Below are 9895 nucleotides of genomic sequence, written 5' to 3' on the forward strand. Positions count from 1 at the left end.
CCTCACCTCGTCCCGGAGGCGGGTGATGTGTTCGGGGGTGGTGCCGCAGCATCCGCCGACCATCGACAGCCCGAACTCGGAGACGAAGTCGGCGACCTGGGGGCCGAACGCCTCGGCGCCGAGCGGGTACACGGCTCCGTGTTCTCCCAGTTCGGGCAGTCCCGCGTTGGGCATGACGGAGACGGGGACGCCGGCGTGCTGGGTGAGGTAGCGCAGGTGCTCGATCATCTCGGCGGGCCCGGTGGCGCAGTTGAGGCCGATCATGTCGATGCCGAGCGGTTCGAGCGCGGTCAGTGCCGCCCCGATGTCGGACCCCAGGAGCATGGTCCCGGTGGTCTCGATGGTCACGTGCGTGATGATGGGCAGCCGGCGCCCGGCGGCGGCCATGCCGTCCTGGCAGCCCAGTACCGCGGCCTTGACCTGGAGCAGGTCCTGGCTGGTCTCCACGAGGAACGCGTCGGCTCCGCCCCGGGCCAGGCCCTCCGCCGCGCGGGCGTAGGCGTCCCTCATCTCCTCGAACGTGGACTGCCCGAGCGAGGGCAACTTGGTCCCCGGTCCGAGGGAGCCGAGCACCATCCGCGGGGTGCCGTCCTCGGAGGGGCCCATCTCGTCGGCGACCTGCCGGGCGATCGCGGCACCCTTCTCGGCCAGCTCGCCGATGCGGTCGACGATGTCGTAGTCCCCCAGGTTGGACAGGTTGCACCCGAAGGTGTTGGTCTCCACCAGATCCGCGCCGGCCTCGAAGAACGCACGGTGGATGTCCGCGACGACGTCCGGGCGGGTGGCGTTGAGGATCTCGTTGCATCCCTCCAGACCGAGGAAGTCGACGTCGACGTCCAGGTCCACCGCCTGCAACATCGTGCCCATCGCCCCGTCGCTGATCAGTACTCGCCGGCGGGCGGCGTCCAACAGGGGCGAATCGAAATCGACAGACATGGCCCCAGTGTATGGGTGCCCCGGAAGTGTCCGTCCGTAGGCTGTACTGATGACTGTCGAATGGACCCCCGACGGGCACCTCGATCTCGAGAGCCCGGTGATGATCGTGGCCTTCGAGGGCTGGAACGACGCCGCGGACGTGGCGACCGGGACCGTCGAACATCTCGCCCTGACCTGGGAGGCGCGGCAGATCGCGGAGATCGGTGGCGACGAGTTCTTCGACTACCTCGACCAGCGGCCGACGGTCCGGCATTCCGGCGGGGTGTCGCGATCGGTCGAGTGGCCACAGATCCTCGTGTCCGCGTGCCGACCGGACGGGTTCGACCACGACGTGCTGCTGGTCCGGGGGCCCGAGCCGGGTCTGAAGTGGCGCCGGTTCGCCTCCGAGTTCGTGGACCTCGTCGACACCCTGGGAGTCACCGAGGTGGTGCTGTTGGGTGCCTATCTCGCCGATGTGCCCCACACCCGCCCCGTTCCGCTCACCGGGACGGCGTTCAATCGGCAGAGGATGGCCGAGATGGGGGTCCGGGCCTCCGATTACGAGGGGCCCACCGGGATGACCGGGGTCCTCCAGCAACTCCTCACCGAGGCCGGGGTCCCGACGGTGAGTCTGTGGGCGGGTGTCCCCCACTACGTTGCCGCACCGCCCAATCCGCGCGGCACCGAGGCGGTGCTGTCCTGGTTGGCGGAGAACCTGGGGGTGGCCGTCCCGATGGACGCACTGCGCGTGCAGTCCCGCACGTGGGTCGCGAAGGTCGACGCCGCCGCCGGCGAGGACGAGGACCTCCGCGACTACATCCAGTCCCTGGAGGACCGGATGGACGACGAGAACGGTGTCGGGGCGGGGGTCGACCCCGAACCCGACCGTGGTCGGGCCGCTGACGGGGAGACGATGCCGCTGGTCGACGGCGAGTCGATCGCCGCCGAGTTCGAGCGCTTCCTGCGAGGCGAGCGGGACGAGCCCGACGCCGGGTAGACCGTCGCCCGTCAGACCGTCAGACCGGTCACCGGAACGCCGTCAGGTGGCGGGGGCGAGACCGAGCAGGGCGTCGAGGGCGGTCGCGATGGACGGTCCCGCGGACGGGTCGGACTCGTCCCCGGCCAGGGTCGCCTCGGCCCACCTGTCGACCGCGGCCAGGGCGCCGGGGGTGTCGAGGTCGTCCGCGAGACGTTCCCGCACGGCGATGATGGTCGCGGCGGAGTCGGCGCCCGATCCCCGGGAGATCGCACGGAACCACGTCTCGCACCGGGAGCGGGCCTCCGCGAGCAGGTCCTCCGACCAGGAGCGGTCCGTCCGGTAATGGCCGGCGGCCAGGGCGAGTCGGATGACGGCCGGGTCCACCCCCTGTTCGCGGAGTGTCTTGACCCGGACGAGATTGCCCAACGACTTGCTCATCTTGACCCCGTCGAGGCCGATCATCGCCGCGTGCACGTAGAAGCGCGCGAACGGGGAGCGGCCGGTCGCGGCCTCGGCGTGGGCGGCGGAGAACTCGTGGTGTGGGAACGCGAGGTCGCTGCCCCCACCCTGGATGTCGAACTCCATACCCAGGCGGTTCCGGGCGATCGCCGAACACTCGATGTGCCATCCGGGTCTGCCCGCCCCCCAGGGCGAGGGCCAGGACGGCTCCCCCGGTCGCTGCACCCGCCACAGCAGTGCGTCCAGCGGGTGCTCCTTGCCGGGCCGGTCCGGGTCCCCGCCGCGCTCGGCGAACGCGCCGGCCATCTCCTGGGCGTCGTACCCCGACTCGTACCCGAAGGCCGGGGTGGCCCGGTGTCGGTAGTAGACATCGGGGTACCCGTCGACCCCGGGATCGATCCGGTAGGCGTGGCCGCGGTCGACGAGCTCGGCGACCATCTCCACGACCTCGTCGATGGTCTCGGTGGCGGCCACGTAGTCGCGGGGTGGGAGCACGCGGAGCGCCTCCATGTCGGAGCGGAACAGATCGGTCTCGCGGTCCCCGAGTTCCCTCCAGTCCACGCCGTCGCGCTCCGCCCTTTCGAACAGCGGGTCGTCGACGTCCGTGGTGTTCTGGACGTAGTGGACCTCGTGTCCGGCGTCCAGCAGGAGCCGGTACACCAGATCGAACGTCAGGTAGGTCGCCGCGTGACCGAGGTGGGTGGTGTCGTAGGGGGTGATGCCGCAGACGTACATCCCTGCGACGGGCCCGGCGGACACCTCCCGGACCTGTCCGCTCGCCGTGTCGTACAACTTCAGGGGGGCACCGTCGCCGGGGACGGCGGGGACGGCAGGCGGGGGCCACGAGTGCATGCGGGCGAGTCTAGATACCGGGCGGGTTCAGAAGAGCGGCCAGGGTAACGGGTAGCCCGCTCCCGGTACGGGGAACACCTCGCCGTCGAGCAGTGCGGTGACCCGAGCGCCCAGTGCGCGTACCTCGGCGGGTGAGAGCAGGTCACGCAGGCTTTCCGCGAGGAGGGCGTCCCCGGACAGCCCGTCGCGCACCCTGCCCAGTCCCTCGAGATCCCCCGGGGGCAGCGGCTGGCCGGCCCACCCCCACAGGACGGTGCGCAGCTTCGGCTCGGTGTGGAACGACAGGCCGTGATCGATCGCCCAGATCAGGCCGGAGGTGTCGACGAGGACGTGTCCGCCCTTGCGGTCGGCGTTGTTGACGACGTGGTCGAACAACGCGATACGACGGAGCCGTTCGTCCAGGGCGTGCGCCACCACCACGTCCTCCCCGCGGGATCCCTCACCCCGGAGCACCGCCACCCGGCCGGGGGGAAGGGCGCCCACCGGGTGGACGTCCACCGGGTCGTGGCCGGGCGCCTCACCCCGGTCGAGCTCGTCGATCCATCGTTGCGCCATCCCCGGGCCGCCGGGGCCGTGTGCTCCCACCGTCTCGGGCACCAGGTCCCACCCCAGGGCCACGGACACCGCGTACGCCGCGATCTCCCGGGCCGCCAGGCTGCCGTCGGGGAAGTCCATGAGCGGCCGCTCCCCCGCCGACGGTTTGTACACCCAGTGCCCGCCCTCGGCGTCCACGCAGCGGTACACCGCGTTGCTTCCCGAGGGGATCCGGTGCAGAACGGTGAGTTCGGGGCCCGGCGGGCGGGCGGTCACGGGTCGACGAGGTCGGCGAGCGCATCACCGGAGCGCGGGAGGTACCCGTTGAGGCGGATGCACAGGTGACCCGTGGTGTCGATCGGCTCGCCGCACAGCGGGCACGGAGTGCGCCCGGCGGAGACGACCTTCTCGCTGCGCAGGACGAACTGCCGTGCACGCTGCGGGGTCAGGAACACGCGGAGCGCGTCCGGGGCGTCCTCCGCGTCCGAGAGGACCACCGACTCGTCGGTGGCGGTGGGGTCCGCCGCCAGCAGCTCCACGACGATCTGGCTCTTCTCGCCGTCCCACCCCAGGCCCATCGTGCCCACCTGGAACTCCGCGTCGACGGGCATCTCCAGCGGCGCCAGGTCGTCCACGACGCCGGCGGCCGGGGGGACGGGGACATCGGACTTCGCGGCGATCTCGTCGAGGAGATCCCCCATCCGCTCCGAGAGGATCTGGGCCTGTTGCTTCTCGCACCGGACGGAGACGGTTCGGCCGCCGCCCGTGGCCTGGACGAAGAACACGCGCTCGCCGGGTTGGCCGACCGTGCCCACCACGAACCGGGCCGGGTCGCGGAACTCGTGGACTTCCCTGCTCATGCCGGTCGTCTCCCTCGTGTGCTGCCGTGTGGTGCCGGGTGGTCCCGGGTGGAGGTGCGGTTCATAAGGGTACGTTCCCGCCGGGAACCGCGTCCGAGCTGGCGTCTCCGGTGGTGGCGTTGCCCACGTGTCCGGCGGGCTCCCCGCGGAGACTGGCGAGGTCTCCACCGGTGTCGTTGACCCGGAGGACGAACGGCCGGTGGGGGGTGTAGCGGACCACCGACACCGATCCCGGCTCCACCACGATGCGCTGGAAGTGGTCGAGATGCATCCCGTACGCGTCGGCGATCACCGACTTGATCACGTCTCCGTGGCTACACGCCACCCACAGCACGTCACGGCCCGCGTCCTCGGCCAGGCGGCGGTCGTGCTCCCGGACGGCCGAGACGGCGCGGGTGGCCATCTCGGCGAGGGACTCACCCCCGGGGAAGACGGCCGAGGAGGGGTGCTGCTGCACCACCGACCACATGTGTTCGGACGCGAGCTCGGTCAGGGTCCGTCCGGTCCAGGTGCCGTAGTCGACCTCGACCAGGCCCTCCTCGACCACCGGTTCCACCCCGAACGCGGCGGCCAACGGCTCGACCGTCTCCCGGCAGCGCATGAGCGGCGACCGGACGACCGCCTCGACCGGGAGACCGTCGAGACGTCGGCAGAGGTCCTGTGCCTGCGCCCGGCCCGTCTCGTCGAGCGCGACCCCGGACGTGCGGCCGGCCAGGGTGAGCGCGGTGTTGGCGGTCGAGCGGCCGTGGCGCAGGAGGATGACGGTCATGACGGCAGGTTACCGACGCCGCGCCACTTCGGTGGTGAGGTCAGGTCGCGGGGATCGCGCCGGTGGACAGCAGCGCGATGACGGCCAGGCCGAGGATGATGCGGTACCCGGCGAACCAGGCCAGCGAGTGGTTCTGCACGAAGCGCAGGAGCCACGCGATGGCGGCGTAGCCCAGCACGAACGCGATCACCGATCCCACGATCAGCTGGATCCCGGTGGCGGACTGCCCCACGGACGGCTCGAACGCGTCGGGGAGGCTGAACAACCCGGAGGCCAGGACCGCCGGGATCGCCAACAGGAAGGAGAACCGTGCGGCGGCCTCGCGGGACATGTTGAGGAACAGCCCGGCCGAGATGGTGCCGCCCGAACGGCTGACACCGGGGATCAGCGCCAGGCACTGGGCCAGTCCCATGACCACCGCGTCCTTCATCGTCAAGCCCTCGAGCGACTGGCCGTCGACGGGGCGGTCCTGCTTGGAGACCTTCTCCGCGATGAGGAACACGAACGAGAACGCGATCAGCACGATCGCCGTGATCCACAGGTTCCGGGCGGCGTCCCGGATGAGGTCCTTGCCGAAGAAGCCGATCACGGCGATGGGGACCGAGCCGATGATCACGTACCACCCGAGCCGGTAGTCCGGGTCGTCGCGGCGCCGGCGGTCGAACACCCCCCGGAACCACGCGACGAGGATCCGCACGATGTCCTTGAAGAAGAACACCAGCACGGCGGCCTCCGTGCCGAGCTGGATGACCGCCGTGAACGAGGCTCCCGCGTCCGCACCGAACAACCAGGTGGAGAAGATGCGGAGGTGCCCGGAGGACGAGACGGGCAGGAACTCCGTGATCCCCTGGATCACGGAGAGCACGATCACCTGGAGCCAGGACATGCCGTCCGCAGCGGGGGCGGCCAGGACCGTCGGGTTCACGGGCGCTGCTTTCTGTCGGGGAACGTCGGCACGGGCGCGGGTGTCTCACCGCACCGCCGTGAGGGTAGTCGTCCGGACCTGGACGGCGACTGAGGACCCGCGTGGGGGACACTGTGGAGAAGTCGAAAGGAACACCGTGCCCCTTCGTGTCCACCGCCGCTCCGCTGTGACCGCCGCTCTGCTCTCCCTCGCCGTCGGGCTCGCCGGCTGCGCGTCGACCACCAGCCAACTGGAGGACTACACCGGGATCGAGCAGGGTAACGCCCGACCCGCCGCGTCGCCCCAGGTCTCCGATCCCGAGGGCGGTGAGGTCGTCCCGGTCCCGGGTTCCGTGTCCTCGCTGGTCGCCGTGGGTGACACGGTGGTGGCGCAGGTCGACGGCCCGCCGACTCTGGAGATCGCCCGCGTGGACGGGACCCGATGGATCCCGGAGACGACCGTCGAGCTGCCCGCGGATGCGGGAACCGCCACTGCCGGGGTCGACGGGACGGTTCTTGTCCCCTTCGGCGACGGCGTCGTCGTGGTCACGGCGGCAGGTGACGCGCGCGAGATCTCGGGGCTCGGACCGGTCACCGCGGCGGCCGTGACCACCGACGGTCGCCTGCTCACGGGCGCCCCCGGCGGCGACGTGGTCGTCCGGGACGCCGACGGGACGGAACAACATCGCCTCGCAGGCCTGACATCGGTCGATCGGATCAGTGTGGCCCGGGACGGTTCGGTCACGGCGTTCAGCCGACCGGACACCGTCATCGCCAGCATCGACCTGGACGAGGACGGCGCGGGACCGCTCCTGCGCGCCGGGAAGGGCGCCGGGCGACTCGACGAGTACGGCGAGGGCACGGTCGTGGCCAGCGACACCGTGGGTGACACGCTCCTCGTCTACTCGACCTCCCCGATCCGGCTCCACCAGCAGTTCCCGGTCGCAGCGGCCCCCTGGGCGGTCGCCGGGGACCACACCCGGGACGTCGTCTGGGTCACCTCCACCGGAACCAATACCGTCCAGGCGTACGATCTCGGCGACGGCACAGGGGTCCGGCGTGCCGAGATCGCGACGGTACGTCAGCCGGACTCGCTGGTGGTCACGGCCTCCGGGACCGTGGTCGTCGGTTCCTCCGACGGTGCCGGCCTCCACCTGATGCGCCCATCACTGCCCGTGCCGTCGAGCTGATCGAAGGACCACCCACGTCCCATCGAGGAGGACCGTGTACTCGCTGATGAAGAGTGTGCTGTTCCGCTTTCCGGCGGAGCGGATCCACCACCTGGTATTCGGCTTTCTCAAGCTGCTGACCCTGGTGCCGCCACTGGGCTCCATGGTGCGCCGGTTCCTCGGCGTCCGGGATCCGGTGCTGGCCCAGGATGTCCTGGGACGTCGCTTTCCGGGGCCGCTCGGCCTCGCGGCCGGTTTCGACAAGAACGCGGCCGCCGTCGACTCGTGGGGGGCGATCGGCTTCGGTTTCAGTGAGGTCGGCACGGTCACCGCCTCACCCCAGCCCGGCAACCCGTCACCTCGTCTGTTCCGGCTGCCGGAGGACCGGGCCATCCTCAACCGCATGGGGTTCAACAACCACGGCGCGGGCAACGCGGCCAACAACCTGCGTCGTCGGCGCAGCAGCGACCCGGTGGGGATCAACATCGGCAAGACCAAGGTGGTGCCCGCGGAGGACGCCGTTCGCGACTACGTGGCCTCGGCCAGCATGCTCACCGGGCTGGCCGACTACATGGTGGTCAACGTCAGCTCCCCCAACACCCCCGGCCTGAGGGACCTGCAGGCGGTCGAATCGCTGCGTCCCATCCTCACGGCGGTCCGTGAGGTGGCGACGATCCCGGTGTTGGTCAAGATCGCCCCGGACCTGGACGACGCGGACATCGACGCGGTCACCGATCTCGTCGTGGAGCTCGGCCTCGCCGGCATCGTGGCCACCAACACCACCATCTCGCGCGACGGGCTCACGACCCCGGCGAGCACGGTGGCGGCGATGGGCGCGGGCGGGATCTCGGGGGCACCCGTCGCGGACCGGTCCCGCCAGGTGCTCGCCCGGATCCACGAGCGGGCCGGCGATCGGATCGTCATCATCTCGGTCGGCGGCGTCGAGACCCCGGAGGACGTGTGGGACCGCATCACCCACGGTGCTCATCTTGTCCAGACCTACACCGGCTTCGTGTTCACCGGCCCCGGTCTCATCCGTGGGACCAACAAGCTCGTCGCCCGACGGCTCCGGCAGGGCGGGTTCGCCTCCCTGGCGGAGGCCGTCGGTTCCGCGGTCAGCTGACTCTCACTGCTCGAAGAGCGCCGTGGTGGTCCCGCGGGCCAGGCCCTGCCCGAAGAGGTTGAACCCCACGAAGGCGCAGGAGGCGTCCTCTCCGAGTTCGATCTCGTCGCCGACGGCGTGAACGGCGAGGATGTACCGGTGCGGACCGTGGCCCTCCGGTGGGGCCGCACCCACGAACCCCCTGAACCCGGCGTCGTTGCGGACCACGACGGCCCCCTCCGGGAGGCCCGAGGTGTCGTCGCCGGTGCACGCCCCCTCCGGTAGCGAGGTCACGTCGGCCGGGATGTTGGCCACCGACCAGTGCCAGAACCCCGAGGCGGTCGGCGCGTCGGGGTCGAACACGGTCACCACATAGGTCCGGGTCCCCTCCGGTCCGGCACTCCAACTCACCTGGGGGGACTTGTCCTCGCCGCCTTCGACGCCCATCTTCCCGCCGAGCTGCGCGGACGACAGGGTGGAGCCCTCGGCGAAGGACTCGCTCGTCACCTCGAGCGCGGGGAGATCCGGAAGGGCGTCATAGGGGTTCGGCACGCGGAAGTCGGTCATCGTCATCCTCCTGGGTCGGACGGTGTGGGGAGGTATCCCCCAGCCGGTCACGTCCTTGTCTACCAGCGATGACCGGCAGGCGCCGTGTGTGAGCGGGGTCCGATTTGTCCCACGGTTCGCGCATCGGCTAGTGTCATTCCTCGCACGACCAAGCCGGGAACGAACCGGTGCAGGTCATCAGTGTGCGAGCGCGAGTGGCGGAATGGCAGACGCGCTAGCTTGAGGTGCTAGTGTCCTATTAACGGACGTGGGGGTTCAAGTCCCCCCTCGCGCACACTGTGTCGAGACAGTAGAAGTGGCCCCGGATCCGTGAGGATCCGGGGCCCACTTGTTTCCGGGAGGACTCCCGATGGCCCGCACGCCGCCACCCCCCGCCCCACAGCGGCTGGTCGAGCGACTGCGCAGACTCCTCGCAGACGAACAGGTGGCCCGCGAGGACGAACTGGTGGCCCACGGGGTGTCGAGGTCCGGCGTTCGGTACCGGATGAGTACCGCCGTCGCCCGGGCGGCGGATGCACTGGGACACCTGGTCGGCGCCACCGCTCGCGCCGTGGACCGGCGTCTCGACGCCCTGGGACTGGCTCCCCCACCCCTCGACCCGCCCCCCGAGGTCCGCGACGACCTCCGCGCGTTCTTCGGCCACACCATCGACCCTTCCGACGTGATGATCCGTCGGGGACACGTGCCCGCGGTGCCCCACCGGCGGGCGTTCGCGCTGCCCGGCCTGATCTACCTGGGCGCCGACGCCGGAGTCGTGCGCCCGCGCGGAGAGGGCGTCGGGAGACC

Annotated in this window: 10 protein-coding genes, 1 tRNA gene and 1 pseudogene; 5 read left to right on the forward strand and 7 right to left on the reverse strand. The window is 70.8% G+C overall.

Annotation, left to right across the window (positions count from 1 at the left end; all coding sequences use genetic code 11):
* A partial coding sequence (locus tag G6018_RS08870) for a homocysteine S-methyltransferase family protein (protein ID WP_182639416.1) occupies positions 1-936 on the reverse strand: 936 nt, incomplete at its 3' end.
* Between the two features lie 49 nt (positions 937-985).
* Here G6018_RS08870 and G6018_RS08875 point away from each other — a divergent pair.
* Positions 986-1912 (forward strand): PAC2 family protein, encoded by a 927-nt coding sequence (locus tag G6018_RS08875; RefSeq protein WP_179525275.1) that lies wholly within the window; start codon positions 986-988, stop codon positions 1910-1912.
* A 42-nt stretch (positions 1913-1954) separates the two neighbouring features.
* Here G6018_RS08875 and mshC read toward each other — a convergent pair whose 3' ends face one another.
* From mshC to G6018_RS08900, 5 genes are all read right to left on the reverse strand, one after another.
* Entirely contained in the window at positions 1955-3205 is a 1251-nt protein-coding gene (mshC, locus tag G6018_RS08880) for a cysteine--1-D-myo-inosityl 2-amino-2-deoxy-alpha-D-glucopyranoside ligase (RefSeq protein ID WP_182639417.1), read from the reverse strand.
* Between the two features lie 27 nt (positions 3206-3232).
* Entirely contained in the window at positions 3233-4015 is a 783-nt protein-coding gene (locus tag G6018_RS08885; protein WP_179525277.1) for an SCO1664 family protein, read from the reverse strand.
* Positions 4012-4599, reverse strand: a complete 588-nt coding sequence (locus G6018_RS08890) for a DUF3090 domain-containing protein (RefSeq protein ID WP_182639418.1) — start codon at positions 4597-4599, stop codon at positions 4012-4014. Before G6018_RS08890 ends, G6018_RS08885 begins: the two co-directional genes overlap by 4 nt.
* A gap of 61 nt (positions 4600-4660) precedes the next feature.
* Entirely contained in the window at positions 4661-5368 is a 708-nt protein-coding gene (locus tag G6018_RS08895; protein WP_182639419.1) for a histidine phosphatase family protein, read from the reverse strand.
* A gap of 40 nt (positions 5369-5408) precedes the next feature.
* The gene (locus tag G6018_RS08900) at positions 5409-6254 is read right to left on the reverse strand and encodes an undecaprenyl-diphosphate phosphatase (RefSeq protein ID WP_241730995.1); all 846 of its coding nucleotides are present in this window, start codon (positions 6252-6254) and stop codon (positions 5409-5411) included.
* Positions 6255-6429: 175 nt separating this feature from the next.
* Here G6018_RS08900 and G6018_RS08905 point away from each other — a divergent pair, with 175 nt between their 5' ends.
* Positions 6430-7461, forward strand: a complete 1032-nt coding sequence (locus tag G6018_RS08905) for a hypothetical protein (RefSeq protein WP_182639420.1) — start codon at positions 6430-6432, stop codon at positions 7459-7461.
* 34 nt (positions 7462-7495) lie between these two features.
* Positions 7496-8563, forward strand: coding sequence for a quinone-dependent dihydroorotate dehydrogenase (locus tag G6018_RS08910; RefSeq protein WP_182639421.1), 1068 nt, complete (start codon positions 7496-7498; stop codon positions 8561-8563).
* Between the two features lie 3 nt (positions 8564-8566).
* On the opposite strand, the gene G6018_RS08915 is transcribed toward G6018_RS08910, so the two are convergent.
* Positions 8567-9109, reverse strand: coding sequence for a YbhB/YbcL family Raf kinase inhibitor-like protein (locus tag G6018_RS08915; RefSeq protein ID WP_179525283.1), 543 nt, complete (start codon positions 9107-9109; stop codon positions 8567-8569).
* 188 nt (positions 9110-9297) lie between these two features.
* Between G6018_RS08915 and G6018_RS08920 the strand changes: the two genes are divergently transcribed.
* Both G6018_RS08920 and G6018_RS08925 read left to right on the forward strand, forming a co-directional pair.
* Positions 9298-9383 (forward strand) — tRNA-Leu (locus G6018_RS08920).
* A 75-nt stretch (positions 9384-9458) separates the two neighbouring features.
* A pseudogene (locus tag G6018_RS08925) lies at positions 9459-9895 on the forward strand (hypothetical protein); the annotation flags it as partial.

This window comes from Dietzia sp. DQ11-44 (genome assembly GCF_014145205.1).
Taxonomy (GTDB): Bacteria; Actinomycetota; Actinomycetes; order Mycobacteriales; family Mycobacteriaceae; genus Dietzia; species Dietzia natronolimnaea.